Source organism: Dyella humicola, from assembly GCF_026283945.1.
Taxonomy (GTDB): domain Bacteria; phylum Pseudomonadota; class Gammaproteobacteria; order Xanthomonadales; family Rhodanobacteraceae; genus Dyella; species Dyella humicola.
On the sequence record NZ_JAPDPC010000001.1, the window covers coordinates 2515837 to 2530125 of the forward strand.

The following is a 14289-nucleotide window of genomic DNA, read 5'->3' on the forward strand; positions in this document are numbered from 1 at the left end:
CCAGCCCGCTTGACGCTGGCCCCGCCCGCTATCCCGGCGCAAGCCGGGATCCGGTTTAGTCATAAAGCCCGTGACGCTGGCGGGCTGGCTCAGGATGGCTGAACTTGCCCCATCGGCGCCTACCGTGATCGACGTCCGCTTCCATTCCCGCATCGACGATATTCCGGCCCAGGCGTGGGACGCCTTGCGGCCGGACGACAATCCCTTTGTGTCGCACGCATTTCTCGCCGCGCTGGAGCGCACCGGCTGCATTCGCGCGAACTGGGGCTGGCAGGCACATCATCTGTGCCTGTACGAGGATGGCCAGCTCATCGCCGCTGCACCGCTTTATCTCAAGGGCAATTCACACGGTGAGTTCGTCTTCGACTGGAGCTGGGCCAGCGCCTGGGAGCGGGCCGGCGGCGATTACTATCCGAAGTTGCTCAACGCCGCACCCTACTCGCCCGTGCCCGGCCCTCGCCTTCTGACCGGCACCGGGCCGCAGGCCGCGGCGAGGCGGCAGGCACTCGCATCGGCGATGGCCACCTTCGCCAAGCGCATGAATATCTCGTCCGTCCATGCGAATTTTCTGCGCGAGGAGGAACTGGCCGCGTTCGGTGACGAGTGGCTCGCGCGCTCGGACATTCAGTTCCATTGGCAAAATCGCGAGCACACCGACTTTGCCGATTTCCTTGCCGCGCTGAACCACAAGAAGCGAAAGAACATCCGCCAGGAACGCAGCCACGTGGCCAGCTGCGGACTCGCCATCGAGATGCGCTGCGGCAGTGGGCTGAGCGTGAATGAATGGCAGCGGATTCACGAACTCTACGAGTCCACCTTCGACGCCAAGGGCAACCACGCAGCGCTGACGCGCGAGTTCTTCCTGACGCTCGGTGAGGCACTGGGCGATTCAGTGCAGGTGGCCATGGCGCACGATGGGCATGACATCGTCGCCATGGCGCTGTTCCTGCAAAGCAACGACACCTTGTACGGGCGCTACTGGGGTGGTGACGTGGACGTGCCGGGACTGCACTTCGAGCTGTGCTACTACCAGGGCATCGAGTACGCGATACGCCACGGGCTGCAACGGTTCGAGCCCGGGGCACAGGGCGAACACAAGCTCGCTCGCGGCTTCCTGCCGGTGCGAACCTTTTCGCGCCATTACCTGGTGAACGAGGATTTCCGCGCCGCCGTGCGGGCGGCGCTCGTCCAGGAGGACGCGGCGGTCGAGGAGTATGCTCAGCATCTGCAGTCGCATAGTCCCTACGCGAGACGCTGACATCGCGACACCGCGCCGTCGCGCTAGCCGAATGAAAGCGACGCCACCTTGCCTGCCTCATCGATGCCCAGGCCAAACTTCAGGACGCTACCCGGCCCGAACTGGATCAGGTAATCAAACCACGTCACGGCCCCGTCCACGCGTTGGCCTTTGAAGATGAACCCCGTTGGCGCGCCGTAAGGCGAGAACTGCTTGGCGAGGCGTGCCGACAGACCGGCTTTCATCTTGGCATCGAGCTTGGAGCCGAAGCGTGAGGAGTCCTCGTTACCACGCTGCAGTTGCGTGAACGTGGTCCTGGCGGCAGCGGTCATGGCCACGTCCTCTCCCGCCGCCGGCGTGCGCATGGCGGCGTAGATGTCCGGATACAGCTCGTTGAAGATCGCCGTCGTGAGCATTTCGCCCGGCTCAGGGTTATCGCCGTTATTGGTGAAGGCGATGATGCGAATGCCCTGCTTCGGAAAGTACTCATTGGCCGTGGTGAATCCGAACGAACCGCCCGTGTGCCCCACCCGGGGCTGGCCTTCCATCGAGTCGACGAACAGGCCGAGTCCGTAATCGGCGCTGCCCTTTTCCGTCGTCATCACCGACGTACTCATCAGCGCATAGTCTGCGGGGCTGACGATCTTGCCGCCCATCAAGGCCCGGTTCCATTTCTCCAGATCGTCCAGGGTGGACACAAGATTGCCCGCCGCCCCGCCAAACGTGTCGTGAATCGTGGGTGCGCGTTCCAGTCTCCCTTGCGCATGCCGGTAGCCAACCGCCATCACGGGAAGGTGGCCCTCATCCGCGACGGTAAAGGTCTGCGTCATGCCGGCCCGATCGAGCAGATGGGTTTGCACGTAATGCCGGTAGGACTCCTGCGACACCAGTTCGATGACGCGCCCCAACATGAGGTAACCCGTATTGCTGTACGACCAGCGGCTACCCGGCGCGAAATCGAGCGGTTTGTCCCTGATGCGCGCCACCAACTCTTCAAAGGTGGCCGGCCTGGTCGCCACCTGCTCGATATCCGGCCCATCCAGGTACTCGGGCAGGCCGCTGGTATGTGACAGCAGCTGCCGCAAGGTCACCTCGTTGGCGTGAGGGGCATCCGGAAGATACGCGGCCAGCTTTGCATCGATCGAGAGCTTGCCGGCTTCCTGCAGCTGCAGGATCGCTGCCGCAGTGAACTGCTTGGTGATCGATCCGATTTCAAACCAGGTATTCACGCTGGCGGGGAGATGGCTGTCACGGTCACGCCATCCATACGCCTGACGATAAACCAGCTGCCCGTCCTTGAAGACGGCGATGGCCGCGCCAGGTGTATCCGTACGCTGCAGCACCGCGTGGACATCGGCGTCGATGCGCTTGCCGACTTCGGGGGCGGCGGGCACGGCCGCCGCAGCCAGCGAAACGCACAACAGGGACATCAGCCAAGGAAGTCGCTGCATGGGAATCCTTTACCTTAGGGAATGCCACCATGCTAATCACATCGTCATCCGGTTAGCATCTGTCGGGCGGCGCAGGCCGACCATTCCGCACTCACCCGATGGGCCACGATGATCCGCTTGCCCCTGCTCGATTCAGCCAGGCCGGAGCACTTTCCCGATCCGCGCAAGGCCCTGAACGAACCCAACGGCCTGCTGGCCTTTGGCGGCGATTTGTCGCCGCGGCGCCTGCTGGCCGCCTATGCCCAGGGCATCTTCCCCTGGTTCAACGAGGACGAGCCGCTGCTGTGGTGGTCGCCCGATCCGCGCTGCCTATTCCACACGCAATCGCTCAAGCCCAACCGTAGCCTGCGTCGACGCCTGGCACAGGTGTCGTGGCGGATCACCGTCGATCACGCCTTCCGCGACGTGGTGGAGGCCTGCGCCGCACCCAGGCCGAGCCAGAGTGGCACCTGGATCGTGCCCGCGATGATCGACGCCTATACGCACCTCTACGACCTGGGCCACGCGCACAGCGTCGAAGTATGGGAAGGCGATCGGCTGGTGGGCGGTATCTACGGCATCGCCGTCGGCCGCCTGTTCTGTGGCGAGTCCATGTTCAGCGCCCAAAGCGGCGGTTCCCGCGTGGCCTTGATGGCGCTCGCCAAGTTGTTGCAACGCTGGGATTTCCCGCTGATCGATGCGCAGGTCACCAACGCCCATCTCTTGCAGCTGGGTGCAGTGGAATACCCGCGCGCACAGTTCCTGCGCATGGTGGCGCAGATCACCCACCTGCCCGGACAACCAGGCCGGTGGGCGGAGTTCACACCGCTGGCGCAACTGTAGCGAGCGGGTGGCGACTGAAACGCATCCCGAGCATGGGGGTTCAGTGCAGGGCGCATGCGTTCTGGGCGGAGGTCATCCATTCGTCATGGCGCTCTAGGAAATCGTGATAAAGCCCCAGCCGCGCAACAAGTCGGATACCCCGTTGATGATGAATTGCACGCCAATGCATACGAGTAGAAAGCCCATCAGACGTGCCATGGCATCGACGCCGGTCTCACCGAGGAAGCCCATGATCTTGGTGGCACCACGCAGGCACACCCAGAACACCAGCGCGAATAGCAAGGCCGTGATGATCACCGAGGCATGCACCAAGGGCGACATCATGCTGCCTGGAAAGCCTGACGAGGCACTGATGATGAAAGCGATGGTGCCAGGGCCGGTGGTACACGGCATGGTCAGCGGAATGAAGGCGATGTCTTTCAACTTGGTCGAGGTGGCGTTCGACGCCATCTCCACTTGCACGTCGTCTTCCGCCACGCGCGCGGGCGGGAACAACATGCCGAAGCCGATATAGGACACGATCAGCCCACCAGCGACGCGCAGCCCGGGAATCGAGATGCCGAAGCCACTGATGATGGCGTTCCCCGCGTAAAAGCAAAGCAGCAGCATGATCACCACGTACATCGTGGCCCGGTTGATCTGCTTGTTTCGCTCGGCGTCCGGATAGCGGCCAGTGAGTGCCAGCAACACCGTGGCACTCGTCAACGGGTTGGCGATCGGCAACAGCCCCAGCAATCCCAGCGCGACATTGTCCAGCAACGTGTGCATAGAGGCCTGCTTCCTTGGGGATGTCCAAAGCCCAGCGCGTTGTGCGGTCGCCAGCGAACCACAGCCGGCAGGACAAATACGCATTGCCTACGACAAGAATCCGTGAAGGCGGGTCATGGGAAGGATCACTTCAGCATGAAGGCGGCGACGCCGTTCACCGTTCGAACAGGTGTGGCACGAAGCAGCTGGTGTTCCGGGTAATGCGGTCTGCGTCTTCCCGCATACCCATGCCTACGGCGGTATGGCCAATCACCCAGGAGCCAACCAGGGCATGCCTGTTATCGAAAACAGGCAGCGGCGCCAGCGCCTGATAGATGCACGGCTCGTCAGTGCAGGGTTCTGGTGCATCCACGTCCAGCACGATGACGCCAGCCCCTTCCCGCCCCCAACAGGGTTTGCGCACAACAGCGCCCTCGATGTCGGCGCGCCTCCGACTGGCCGCAAGCAGGTTCGGATGTCCGGGAAAGAATTCCCATAGCAACGGCAAGATGGCCTTGTTCGACAGCAACATCTTCCAGGCTGGCTCCATCCAGCGCAGAGGAACTTCCAGCAGGTGTGCGGCATAGGGTTCAGCGAGCAGCCATTCCCAGGGATAGAGTTTGAACAAGCGTGCAATCGGCGCGTTGTCGAGATCAATGAATTCACGCCCCGACCAACCAACCTGTTCGATATCCAACGCGGTGGCGCGATGCCCTGCCTGCAGGCAGGTATCGAGCAGGTAGTCCGTCGTAACCGCGTCCTCGGTGCTGTCATAGCAGGCCGCGAAATGAACATGCGACGCCTTGGGCAATACCTTCCAGCGCTCGACCAAGGCTTCGTGGATCGCATTGAACTGATCGGCCTCCGGCGCAACGTCCTGCAACCAATACCATTGGGCCACCGAAGCCTCGAATAGTGAGGTCGGCGTATCCGCGTTGTATTCGAGCAGGCGTGGCGGCGTACTGCCGTCGTAGACGAGATCCATGCGGCCATACAACGCTGGCTCGCGATCCCACCAACTGCGCTCAACCAAGGTGGCGGCACGCGTATCGATACCCAGGGCGTCATAGCGACCGCTGCGAACGACCCGGTCCACCGCCTCAAGGCACAATGCATGCAACTCGTTCGTGGCGGCCTCGATCTCGTCGATCTCCCGTGCCTCGAAGATGTAGCGAGCGTCTTCCCGCCAGTACGGTTGGCCGTCAATGGTATGAAAGGCGAAGCCGAGGGATTCAAGCCGCGCGCGCCAGTCCGGGCGGGGACTACATGCCTCGCGCCGCATCAACCGCCTCGCGCCGATACGCGGCCGGACGAGCCGAAGCCACCTCGCGTGCCGAGCTCCACCTGACTCGGTCCTCCGGCCAACCCACCCGCGACGAATCCCCCGCCGCTCGCACCCAATGTGCGGCCCGACCCCGGATCAGCCGCATTACCGCCGCCGTTACTGCGATACCAGGGACCGTAATAGTGAAGTCCGCCACCGTTCGAACCGACCGGCGTGTCTTCCTCGCACTGGCCAGTGGAGTAGTCGTGAACGCAACTTTCAAAGTTGTCGTAACGATTGCGCTGCACGTCCTGACCGTGACTCAGGACGGATAGCCCAACGACGGCCACGCCGCCCAAGGCTGCCAAGGGCACCGCAAGTGAGCGCTTCTGCGGGCGTGCCGGGAGTGGCCGAAACTGCGCATCACGCCGAGCGGGAGGGATGCTGGAGGGACGCCATTCGCCCGGACCGCCAGGTTTCTGTGGGTAGCTCATGAGGCGCTACGAGGTCATCGCTGCGGCGTTGACGACACCCACCGCCACGGCGACCCCAGCAGCCAACACGGCGACAGCGCGATTGTCGGACTCGATCTGCCCGGCCAGGTCGTGAATCAGCAAGCGCATGGCCACGTGGGCCAGCCATTGAACGACCAGGGAGACCATGCCCCAGACGGCGAGGTCCGGCAGACTGACACTGTGCGCTATGGCGCTGGCCAGCGGCGCGACAAAACCAAGCAGGGCACCGGCCAGGCTGATGGCTGCCGCCTGATTGCCATGCCGAATAAGCTCAAGTTCGCGTTGTGGCGTCAGCCAGATATGGACGGTGCAAAAGATCGCGAGAAAACTGACGCCGAAACCGAAATACGCGGCAAACGCCGGCAGCGTTGAAAGATACGACAGCACGATCATTTCCCTGTAAACGCGCCCGTCCCGAGCATTACCGGAGTGTAGCGCAGGGGTCCGGCGGGACGTCCAGTGCGCCGCTGTCAGCTCAGTGAGCGCCGTCCAGGCCAATCGCCTTCATGTCGTCGTAGTGCTCCAGAAACAAGCCCACGATCTGGGGGTCGAGCTGAGCGCCGGCGGCGTTGCGCAGATAGTCCAGCACTTCGTGCTCCGGCCATGCGGATTTGTAGATGCGCGGATAGCTCAACGCATCCCATACGTCGACCACACTGAAGATGCGCGCCGCCAACGGTATCTCTTCGCCACGCAGGCCACGCGGATAACCGGTGCCGTCCCAGCGCTCATGGTGCGCATGAGGAATATCGATGGCCGGTCGCAGGAACGCCGTACGCATCATCAAGTCCCGGCCGAGCGTCGTGTGAGTACGCATAAGCGTCATCTCGTCCGCGTCGAGTGGGCCGGGCTTGATCAGGATCGCATCCGGCAAAGCCAGCTTGCCGATGTCGTGGAGCAAGGCGCCAAACCGCACATGGCGTAACGCGTCGCCCTCCAGGCCGACGCGGCGCGCCAGCGCCACCGTCATGCGCATCACGCGTTCGGAGTGATCACTGGTTTCCTTGTGCCGGATATCCATCGCCGACACCAGTGCGCGCAACGATTGCTCATTGCCGTTCACCAGCATGTGATTGAGGTTATCCAGGCGCCGCATGTCGCGCCCGATCAACCAGTACAGCAGCAGGCCCGTACACAGGACGAACAGGCAGGCCTTGACGCTGTGCAATACGCTCAACGCATGCGCGTCGTGCACCAGCGCATACAGCACGCGGTCCGAAAACACGATCCACAACCATGCGGCCACGACGTAGATGATCACGGTGCGAATTTGCGGCTTGATCGTCATCGTTGCCTCACGCCGACTTACCCCCTGCAGCATCACCTCAGACCCTGGATGCCGGAGGCGAGCATACCCTTGAGCGTGCGGATTGACAGGGTATGTATTGTGTCGCGCGTCACATCAAATCTCTTCGGGCTCGATAAGTACGTCGACCAGTTGCCCGACGACCAGGCCCGCGGCGGCAAATAAAGCCTCGTCCAGCAACAGCCAGAAAGCGCCGGCACGCTCGACCACGGCGCCCTGAAAGTTCTGTCCATTGAGGCTACCGCGGACCCGATGGCCGTGCCCGCATTTCCACAGTGGCCGCGCTGGCGTGGACCATTGGTTCACCGGATCGAACGGTAGCGGCACAAGCCGTTGGTTGTGACCACTCTGCACGGCGGCACGAAATGCCACGGCGCGATGCCTGTTCATCCCCCGTCTCCCTTAGAGCCTGCCTAAAGTCTCAGAGTTACCCCGCCGTGAAGATAACGGACGCGGGGCGTCCAGTGCGAGGGTGCAGGGGTTCATCGATACGCAAGAGTTCCAGGCCGGCGGCCATGAAGGCAGCCAACCAGCCGCCTAGCGTGCGGAAGTACCACGGTGCCGGCGTGGCGAAACCCTCGCCGCAACCATCCCAGGAGCCCGCGCGCCAGCCATCGCGATAGGGTTCCGTGGCTGCGACCGCCAGCGGATGCAGGGTTTGCACCAGCAGGACGCCGCCAGCTTCGAGCAAGCTAGGCACCGCGGCGAGCAACTCATCCACCGACGCCTCGCCCAGCAGCGAGAAATTGCATACGACCACATCGGCGCGCTGTTTCAGCGCGCCGGCCGCTACGTCCGCGTAGGAGAGCAGATGAAATTCGCCGCCATCTTGTGACCGGGCGGCCTCGACCAGGGATGGCACCACGTCCACACCGACCACCCGCACGCCCTCGGCCGCCAAGGTCCGCGCCAGCCAGCCTTCGCCGCAACCCAGGTCGATGACCCTCCGCGGCGAGCGTGACAGCACCGCATCGACGATGGCCTGGTCGGTAACCAGCCGGCGGCTCTCGATGCGCCGGTCGCGCACAGCCCGCTCCCAGGCACGCGCATTGACCTCCCAGGCGTCGAGGATTTGCCCTTCGCTCGACGACGTCGTCATGGCCGGTGCTTCAGCCGACGCGGCTGGCGAATTTGGTGGCAACGTAACGGTCGAGAATGCCGATGAATTCGCCGGCAATATTGTCGCCACGCAAGGTCATCGCCTTTTCGCCGTCGATAAACACCGGTGCGGACGGCGCCTCCCCATTGCCCGGCAAGGAAATGCCGATATTGGCGTGCTTGGACTCGCCTGGACCGTTGACCACGCAACCCATCACCGCCAGCGTCAGATTCTCCACGCCGTCGTACTGCACTCGCCACAAAGGCATTTGCTCACGCACATGCGTCTGCACGGTGCGCGCCAGCACCTGGAAGAATTCGCTGGTGGTGCGCCCGCAGCCCGGGCAAGCGGTGACCAGTGGCGTGAACGCGCGCAAGCCCATGGTCTGCAGCAACTCCTGCGCCACAATCACTTCGCCCGTGCGCGATGCGCCAGGTTCCGGCGTCAACGAGATGCGGATGGTGTCGCCGATGCCTTCCTGCAACAGCACCGCCAGCGCGGCGGCCGACGCCGTAATGCCCTTCGAGCCCATGCCAGCTTCAGTGAGGCCCAGGTGCAAGGCGTAGTCGCAGCGCCCCGCGATATCGCGGTAAACCGAGATCAACTCCTGCACGCCAGAGACCTTGCACGAGAGAATGATGCGCTCGCGCGGCAGGCCGATGTCTTCCGCGCGCTGCGCCGAATCCAGCGCCGAACGGATCAAGGCCTCGCGTGCCACATGCGAGGCATCCCAGGGCTCGGCGCGCTGGTGATTTTCGTCCATCAGCATGGCCACCATGCTCTGGTCGAGCGAACCCCAATTGGCGCCAATACGCACCGGCTTGTCGTAGCGCAGCGCCATCTCGATGATCGAGGCGAACTGGCTGTCCTTTTTCTTGCCGAAACCGACATTGCCCGGATTGATGCGGTACTTGGCCAGCGCCTCGGCGCAGGCGGGCTCGGCTTCCAGCAGCTGATGGCCGTTGTAATGGAAGTCGCCGATGATGGGCACGTCCACGCCCATCATCTCCAACTTCTCCCGGATACGCGGCACGGCCGCGGCCGCGGCGGGCGTGTTCACCGTGATGCGCACCAGCTCCGAACCGGCGCGCGCCAGCTCGGCGATCTGCTTGGCCGTGCTTGCCGGGTCCTCCGTATCGGTGTTGGTCATCGACTGCACCACGATGGGTGCGCCGCCGCCAACGGTGATCTTGCCAATCTTGACACCCACGCTGGGTCGACGCTGGGCGGTACGCGGGGAGGAAGAGGTATCACTCATAGGATGGGTCGATCAGGCACCAAGGCCGCAAGCATGAGGCGGCGACCGATAGAGGATAACCGAACGGCAACGCACACCCTAGCAGACCTTAAAAAGCCTCAAACCCCGACAAAATCGTGTGGCAAAACGGCGCAGAGGGCCCCAATCCCGCGGTCAGCGTGGAAGATGGAAGCCTGGAAACCAGCCCGGAAAAGGAAGCCTGAACCGCCATGTTCCCCACACACTCATCCCAACGCCAAGAAACCCGTATGACGCCCTCCCAGAGCTGCGCCGGGTGTGGTCATGCATCCGTCTGTCAGGCCAGCGGTTACGATCGTGCGGAGCTATCCGGCCTGCGCCATATTGCCGAGCGTATCGGCCCGCTGCGCACGGGCGAGTACCTGTACCGGCCACTATCGCCCTTCCGCGCCATCTACGCGGTGCAGACAGGCATGGCCAAGACGGTCGCGGTGGATATCTCGGGCCGTGAGCAGGTGCTGGCATTCCATCTGCCTGGCGAAATGATCGGGCTGGACGCGATTGACCGCGAGCACCACGACAATGCCGTGGTCGCCCTTGGCAAGACGCAATTTTGCCGTTTCCCGTTCAACGCCATCCGTCAGATCGCCGCGGAGCAGCCCGACGTGCCATGGCACCTGATGCACGCAGCCAGCCACCGTATCTCGCATTTGCAGATGAGTGGCGGTAACTACCTGGCGGAAGAACGGTTCGCCGCGTTCCTGGTTGATTTGCGCGATCGCCGCGAGACGCTGGGTCTGTCCACGGACCACCTGCCACTGCCGATGTCGCGCGGCGATATCGGCAACCATCTGCGCCTGACCACCGAAACGGTAAGTCGCTTGCTGGGCCGATTCCGCCAGCGTGGCCTGATCCAGCTCGACCGGCATGGACTCAACCTGCTGGACCTCGAAGGCCTGCGCGACCTGGGCCAGTCGCTCTTGATGCACTAACTCGGGAGACGCTGACTCGACGCCTGATGGACGCGCCGCAATGCGGCTGCCATCAGACGTCGAAGCAAGCGTTCGCGCAGGCTACCTGGCTGGGCGAGGCCCATGCGTTCCAGGGCTTCCTGCTCGCCATCGACGGCGGCACCCGGCCGCATCAGCGCAGCCACGATGCCGAGCTTGCCGTGCCACGTTCCGCTGGCTGCCTGCAGCCACTTGAGTGCGGGCAACAGGCGCTGCTCCACCTCGGTAAAGTCACTGCCGAACGGGAACGCCGGCAGCAAGCCCTTGCGCTGCCATGGCGCCAGGGCCTCGCGCAGAAATTCGGGCCGGTTGTTGCGCCAGCGTTCCGGAATCTGGAAGTCCGCCGCCAGCTTGCCGTGCGCTTTGGCCTCGGCGCAAAGCGCGTCGAGAAAGCGGGCATCGCTGATCGCCAGCATCGCCTCGATGCATTCGCTATCGGTCTTGCCGCGCAGGTCGGCAACCCCGTACTCGGTGACATACATGTCGCGCAGATGGCGCGGAATCGTGGTGTGACCGTAATTCCAGCGGATATTGGTTTCGACGCCAGCACGACCGCGCCGGGTGGAACGCAACAGCAGCACCGAACGGCCATCGGCCAGTTCATGCGCCATGGCCACGAAGTTGTACTGTCCACCCACGCCGCTCACGACCTCGCCATTCTCCAGCCCGTCGGAAACAGCCGAACCCAACAAGGTGGCCATCATGCAGGTATTGAAGAAGCGAGCGCCGCGGCGCTGCATGGATGCGAGCACCTGATGATCGCCATAGAGCTGGTTGACGTTGGACACGCGACACATGTCGATGGCATCGGAATCCTCCGCTTCCATCGCGGCCAACCACTCGTATAGTTCGTGCGAACCCAGGAAAAACGCTCCCCTGAGATAGTGGCCGCCCGGTGTTTCGGGTGACAGTCGTCCACAGGCAGCGGCGCGCTCAAGCGCGATGTTGTCCCAGGCACGCCGCTTCAATATGCCGGCGCGCTGCAGGTGCATGAAGCCATCCATCACCATCTCGCTGGCGCCATACAAGCCAGCGCGAAACGGCGAGAGCCCGCCCATGCGCGCGGCCAGCGCATGGGTACCGCCACGGGGATCGATGGCAACCAGCGCGCGGCGCCATGGCGTGTTGTCCAGTTGCCGCAACCGAAGCGCGTAGACCAGGGCATCCGACAACACGCCAATGCCGATCTGCAGGCAACCGCCGTCCTTGACCAGCGCACTGGCATGCAGGCCCAAGGCGTATTCGGCGAGGTCGACCGGTTGGCGTGGCACGGCGAACAGTGGTGGCGAAGTTTCGGGGCAAAGCTCAAGGTCAAAATAGTCCTGAGCCACCTCGGCGTGCCCGCTTATGTAGGGTAAGCCCGGGTGCACCACTGCCACGCACACGGGGCGTGGCTTGCCGGCCTGCACCACCTGGTCGATGAAATCGAGCGTCAGGTCGGGGTTGCATGAAAGACTGTAACGCACGCCTTCCGCCGTCTCCCGCCGCGCCACCAGTTGCACCAGCAGGTTGATGTCCTGCACCGCGAGATCACGCGCAACCTGCGTGTAGTTTTGGCTGATGTAATTGCGCTGTGCCGTCGACGAGCCGAGCAGTGCGCCGGACTGCATATAGAACTCATGCACCGCCACGTTCGTGGGCAAGGCGTTGCGAGCCTGGTCGACCGCGTACTGCGGGTCCACCGCGTCGTCGCCGAAATGTCGCGCCAGGAAAGGCCCGCTAAAGCGCGCCTCCAGGCCCGGTACCGGGTGCGGCCGGGTCAGCGACAGTGCGGTGTAGAGCGACAGCGAACGCGACGTATCGGCCGTCGTCAGCTGGTAAAGCGCGTTCAGCAGGCCATGCGGCTTGCCCAGGCCGAGCGGTGCGGCAACGCGCAGATCAGGTCCCAGCCGTTCGGCAAGGTGGTGTGCGCAGGCCTCGGTGTCGGTATAGCAATGCTCTGGCGACATGGAATGATCATGGCAGAAGGATCGAGGGAACGACATGCACGGGTCGTGTCGCGTATTCGTGACACTGTTCGGGTGAACATGATTTGAAGACAGCCGGCAACCATGCCCTACACTCGCCCCATGACTACGACGCCGCCGCTTGCATCCGCACCCGCCCGTCTACTCGCCGAACAAGCTCTGAGCCGCGCCGCTGGCGCACCACTACTTGGCGGTAATTCAGTGGATCTGCTCATCGATGCCGCCGCCCACTTCGAGGCATGGCTCGCTGCCATCCGCAGCGCCAGGCAGCGCGTGCTGTTGGAGAACTACATCGTCCGCGACGACGAGGTGGGACACGCCTTCCGTGATGCGCTGGTCGAGTGTGCGCGGCGCGGCGTATACGTTGCGGTGATCTACGACTGGCTCGGTTGCAAGGGACAGTCCCGGGCCAGCTTCTGGACGCCACTGCGCAGCGCCGGCGGCCATGTACGCGTCTTCAATCCGATACGGCTAGGCCATCCGTTCGGCTGGATCAGTCGCGACCATCGCAAACTACTGGTGGTGGATGGCCGGCAGGGCTTTCTCTCCGGCGTATGCCTCAGCCAGAAATGGTTGGGCGATGCGACGCGCAAGGTGGCGCCATGGCGGGATACCGGCGTCGCTGTGCGCGGGCCGGCGGTAGCCGAACTGGAACATGCTTTTGCGGAAAGCTGGTCCAGCATCGGCCTGCCTTTGCCGCCACTCGCGCCGCCTGATCAGGTGACACCGATCGGCTCGGTGGCCTTGCGCGTTATCGCCACACAGCCTGCCACGGCCGGCATGTATCGCCTCGACCAGCTGATTGCCGCGATGGCGCGCAAGACGCTCTGGCTTACCGACGCCTATTTCATCGGCGTCGCGCCTTATGTGCAGGCGCTCGCAGCGGCTGCCCGCGATGGCGTCGACGTGCGCTTGCTGGTTCCGGGCAGCAGCGACATCCCCTTGGTGGCCAACATGTCACGTTCGGGTTATCGACCGCTGCTCAAGGCGGGCATCCGCGTGTTCGAATGGAACGGCTCGATGCTGCATGCCAAGACCGCGGTGGCCGATGGCCAATGGGCGCGCGTCGGCTCGTCCAATCTCAACATCGCAAGCTGGCTGAGTAACCGCGAGATCGACGTGGCCGTCGAAGATGCCGACTTCGCCCAACGCCTTGCTTCCCAGTACGAACAGGACCTGGGCAAGGCGACCGAGATCGTGCTGGCTCCACGGCGCTGGAGCCGGCGCGCTGATCACGTGCAGAGCAGCACGGCGCGACCGCCCCGTCCGCGCCGTGCGGGCGGCAGCTCCGGGCGCGCCGCTGCGGGGGCTCTACGCATCGCCAATACCATGGGCGCGGCGCTGACGGACCGGCGTGTGCTGGGCGATACCTCGACCGGCCCGCTAGTCGCTGGCGCACTGGTCCTGACCCTGCTGGCCGTGCTCGAGATCGCCTGGCCCGCTGTCCTGGGCTGGCCGCTGGGCTTGCTCTGCGCCTGGTTCGCGATCAATTTCGGCGTTCGGGCCTGGCGCCTGCGCCGACGCTCCCGGCAGCGAGCGGCCGATGCCGACGAAGCCGCCTGACCTGACCGCTATCGTTTATATTCAATGAATTAGGAAGACTGCCTCATGGCCAGACTATGCATGAGCGGGCAAGCGGATGTAATCCAAGCAAT

Annotated in this window: 14 protein-coding genes; 4 read left to right on the forward strand and 10 right to left on the reverse strand. The window is 63.7% G+C overall.

Annotated elements, in window-relative coordinates; all coding sequences use genetic code 11:
* Window positions 1–94: 94 nt before the first annotated feature.
* Window positions 95–1258 (forward strand): GNAT family N-acetyltransferase, encoded by a 1164-nt coding sequence (locus OUZ30_RS11170; protein WP_266182400.1) that lies wholly within the window; start codon window positions 95–97, stop codon window positions 1256–1258.
* A 23-nt stretch (window positions 1259–1281) separates the two neighbouring features.
* On the opposite strand, the gene OUZ30_RS11175 is transcribed toward OUZ30_RS11170, so the two are convergent.
* The gene (locus OUZ30_RS11175; RefSeq protein ID WP_266182401.1) at window positions 1282–2688 is read right to left on the reverse strand and encodes a serine hydrolase domain-containing protein; all 1407 of its coding nucleotides are present in this window, start codon (window positions 2686–2688) and stop codon (window positions 1282–1284) included.
* A 108-nt stretch (window positions 2689–2796) separates the two neighbouring features.
* Here OUZ30_RS11175 and aat point away from each other — a divergent pair, with 108 nt between their 5' ends.
* On the forward strand, window positions 2797–3510 hold the full coding sequence (gene aat, locus OUZ30_RS11180) for a leucyl/phenylalanyl-tRNA--protein transferase (RefSeq protein ID WP_266182402.1): 714 nt from the start codon (window positions 2797–2799) through the stop codon (window positions 3508–3510).
* A gap of 93 nt (window positions 3511–3603) precedes the next feature.
* Here aat and OUZ30_RS11185 read toward each other — a convergent pair whose 3' ends face one another.
* The 8 genes from OUZ30_RS11185 to ispG form a co-directional block, all read right to left on the reverse strand.
* Window positions 3604–4278 (reverse strand): MarC family NAAT transporter, encoded by a 675-nt coding sequence (locus OUZ30_RS11185; protein ID WP_266182403.1) that lies wholly within the window; start codon window positions 4276–4278, stop codon window positions 3604–3606.
* Between the two features lie 154 nt (window positions 4279–4432).
* Window positions 4433–5539, reverse strand: a complete 1107-nt coding sequence (locus OUZ30_RS11190) for a glutathionylspermidine synthase family protein (RefSeq protein WP_266182404.1) — start codon at window positions 5537–5539, stop codon at window positions 4433–4435.
* Window positions 5539–6015, reverse strand: a complete 477-nt coding sequence (locus OUZ30_RS11195; RefSeq protein ID WP_266182405.1) for a hypothetical protein — start codon at window positions 6013–6015, stop codon at window positions 5539–5541. The genes OUZ30_RS11190 and OUZ30_RS11195 overlap by 1 nt, the downstream gene beginning before the upstream one ends.
* Window positions 6016–6021: 6 nt before the next feature.
* The gene (locus OUZ30_RS11200; protein ID WP_266182406.1) at window positions 6022–6423 is read right to left on the reverse strand and encodes a DUF350 domain-containing protein; all 402 of its coding nucleotides are present in this window, start codon (window positions 6421–6423) and stop codon (window positions 6022–6024) included.
* Window positions 6424–6511: 88 nt separating this feature from the next.
* Window positions 6512–7324 carry an HD-GYP domain-containing protein gene (locus OUZ30_RS11205; protein WP_266182407.1) on the reverse strand — a complete coding sequence of 271 codons (813 nt, stop codon included), beginning with the start codon at window positions 7322–7324 and terminating at the stop codon, window positions 6512–6514.
* A 114-nt stretch (window positions 7325–7438) separates the two neighbouring features.
* On the reverse strand, window positions 7439–7732 hold the full coding sequence (locus OUZ30_RS11210) for a DUF1905 domain-containing protein (RefSeq protein ID WP_266182408.1): 294 nt from the start codon (window positions 7730–7732) through the stop codon (window positions 7439–7441).
* A 37-nt stretch (window positions 7733–7769) separates the two neighbouring features.
* Complete coding sequence (locus OUZ30_RS11215; protein ID WP_266182409.1) at window positions 7770–8441, reverse strand: class I SAM-dependent methyltransferase; 672 nt, start codon at window positions 8439–8441, stop codon at window positions 7770–7772.
* Window positions 8442–8451: 10 nt separating this feature from the next.
* Complete coding sequence (ispG, locus tag OUZ30_RS11220) at window positions 8452–9699, reverse strand: flavodoxin-dependent (E)-4-hydroxy-3-methylbut-2-enyl-diphosphate synthase (RefSeq protein WP_266182410.1); 1248 nt, start codon at window positions 9697–9699, stop codon at window positions 8452–8454.
* Window positions 9700–9947: 248 nt separating this feature from the next.
* Here ispG and OUZ30_RS11225 point away from each other — a divergent pair, with 248 nt between their 5' ends.
* A complete protein-coding gene (locus OUZ30_RS11225) occupies window positions 9948–10649 on the forward strand; it encodes a helix-turn-helix domain-containing protein (RefSeq protein ID WP_266182411.1) in 702 nt (233 codons plus the stop codon).
* Here the strand turns inward: OUZ30_RS11225 and OUZ30_RS11230 are convergent.
* Window positions 10646–12616 (reverse strand): acetyl-CoA hydrolase/transferase C-terminal domain-containing protein, encoded by a 1971-nt coding sequence (locus tag OUZ30_RS11230; protein WP_266182412.1) that lies wholly within the window; start codon window positions 12614–12616, stop codon window positions 10646–10648. The genes OUZ30_RS11225 and OUZ30_RS11230 overlap by 4 nt on opposite strands.
* A 102-nt stretch (window positions 12617–12718) precedes the next feature.
* Here OUZ30_RS11230 and OUZ30_RS11235 point away from each other — a divergent pair, with 102 nt between their 5' ends.
* Window positions 12719–14197 (forward strand): phospholipase D-like domain-containing protein, encoded by a 1479-nt coding sequence (locus OUZ30_RS11235; protein WP_266182413.1) that lies wholly within the window; start codon window positions 12719–12721, stop codon window positions 14195–14197.
* Window positions 14198–14289 lie beyond the last annotated feature (92 nt).

Excerpts from the sequence above, each read along its gene's own strand:
- aat (WP_266182402.1), top strand. The coding sequence starts at position 2,797 with ATGATCCGCTTGCCCCTGCTCGATTCAGCCAGGCCGGAGCACTTTCCC.
- OUZ30_RS11185 (WP_266182403.1), bottom strand. The coding sequence starts at position 4,278 with ATGCACACGTTGCTGGACAATGTCGCGCTGGGATTGCTGGGGCTGTTG.
- OUZ30_RS11190 (WP_266182404.1), bottom strand. The coding sequence starts at position 5,539 with ATGCGGCGCGAGGCATGTAGTCCCCGCCCGGACTGGCGCGCGCGGCTT.
- ispG (WP_266182410.1), bottom strand. The coding sequence starts at position 9,699 with ATGAGTGATACCTCTTCCTCCCCGCGTACCGCCCAGCGTCGACCCAGC.
- OUZ30_RS11195 (WP_266182405.1), bottom strand. The coding sequence starts at position 6,015 with ATGAGCTACCCACAGAAACCTGGCGGTCCGGGCGAATGGCGTCCCTCC.
- OUZ30_RS11215 (WP_266182409.1), bottom strand. The coding sequence starts at position 8,441 with ATGACGACGTCGTCGAGCGAAGGGCAAATCCTCGACGCCTGGGAGGTC.
- OUZ30_RS11210 (WP_266182408.1), bottom strand. The coding sequence starts at position 7,732 with ATGAACAGGCATCGCGCCGTGGCATTTCGTGCCGCCGTGCAGAGTGGT.
- OUZ30_RS11205 (WP_266182407.1), bottom strand. The coding sequence starts at position 7,324 with ATGACGATCAAGCCGCAAATTCGCACCGTGATCATCTACGTCGTGGCC.
- OUZ30_RS11225 (WP_266182411.1), top strand. The coding sequence starts at position 9,948 with ATGACGCCCTCCCAGAGCTGCGCCGGGTGTGGTCATGCATCCGTCTGT.
- OUZ30_RS11235 (WP_266182413.1), top strand. The coding sequence starts at position 12,719 with ATGCCCTACACTCGCCCCATGACTACGACGCCGCCGCTTGCATCCGCA.
- OUZ30_RS11175 (WP_266182401.1), bottom strand. The coding sequence starts at position 2,688 with ATGCAGCGACTTCCTTGGCTGATGTCCCTGTTGTGCGTTTCGCTGGCT.
- OUZ30_RS11230 (WP_266182412.1), bottom strand. The coding sequence starts at position 12,616 with ATGTCGCCAGAGCATTGCTATACCGACACCGAGGCCTGCGCACACCAC.
- OUZ30_RS11170 (WP_266182400.1), top strand. The coding sequence starts at position 95 with ATGGCTGAACTTGCCCCATCGGCGCCTACCGTGATCGACGTCCGCTTC.